General features: G+C 62.3%; 1 protein-coding gene. It reads left to right on the top strand.

The genetic code is table 11. From position 1 onward, the window contains the following. The first annotated feature begins 7 nt into the window (after positions 1–7). Complete coding sequence (locus EN939_RS37010) at positions 8–616, top strand: transporter substrate-binding domain-containing protein (protein ID WP_245473333.1); 609 nt, start codon at positions 8–10, stop codon at positions 614–616. Positions 617–618: the final 2 nt, after the last annotated feature.

The following is a 618-nucleotide window of genomic DNA, read 5'->3' as shown; positions in this document are numbered from 1 at the left end:
CGGTGACATGCTCGGATTGGCGAGCTTTAAGCCGATCGAAGCCGAATTCGCTGAACTGCTGCCGGGATTGGTCGAGGGTCGTTGGACCATGACGACCGGCCTGTTCGTCTCCGAAGAGCGCAGGCAGCTTGTCGACTTCACACGGCCGATCTGGGCGCTGCAGGACGGGTTGCTGGTCGCGAAACACAATCCGCGTGGCTTTCGCGGCTACCAATCCATTGCCGAGGACCGGACAGCGTTGATTGGTGTCATAACCGATCAGGTTCAGCATCTTACGGCGTTGCACAACGGAATCGCGCCCGAGCAGGTCAGGACGTTTGCAACGCAGGCGGATGCGGCGGACGCAGTGGCCAGCGGCGCGGTGCACGCCTACGCCAGCGTTGCGATGGCGCACCGAGGCTATCTGACCCGGCGGCCCGATATGCCGCTTGGGCTTGTCGAGGTTCCCCCGATTGAAAAGCAGCCGTCGGCCGGTGCCTTCGCGATCGCCAAAGGCAATTCAGCCCTGCTCCGGCGCATCGATGCTTGCCTCGATGAATTGGTGGGCAGCGACTGGCACCGACGGATGATGGCGCGATACGGATTCTCGGACAGCGATATCGACCGCATCGTCTGATC

Origin of the sequence: Mesorhizobium sp. M7A.F.Ca.CA.002.05.1.1 (assembly GCF_003998335.1) — a bacterium.
Taxonomy (GTDB): domain Bacteria; phylum Pseudomonadota; class Alphaproteobacteria; order Rhizobiales; family Rhizobiaceae; genus Mesorhizobium.
This window is presented reverse-complemented; position numbering and strand designations above follow the sequence as displayed.

Bases quoted from the DNA above. Each gene is read 5' to 3' on its own strand.
- EN939_RS37010 (WP_245473333.1), top strand. From the start codon at position 8: ATGCTCGGATTGGCGAGCTTTAAGCCGATCGAAGCCGAATTCGCTGAA.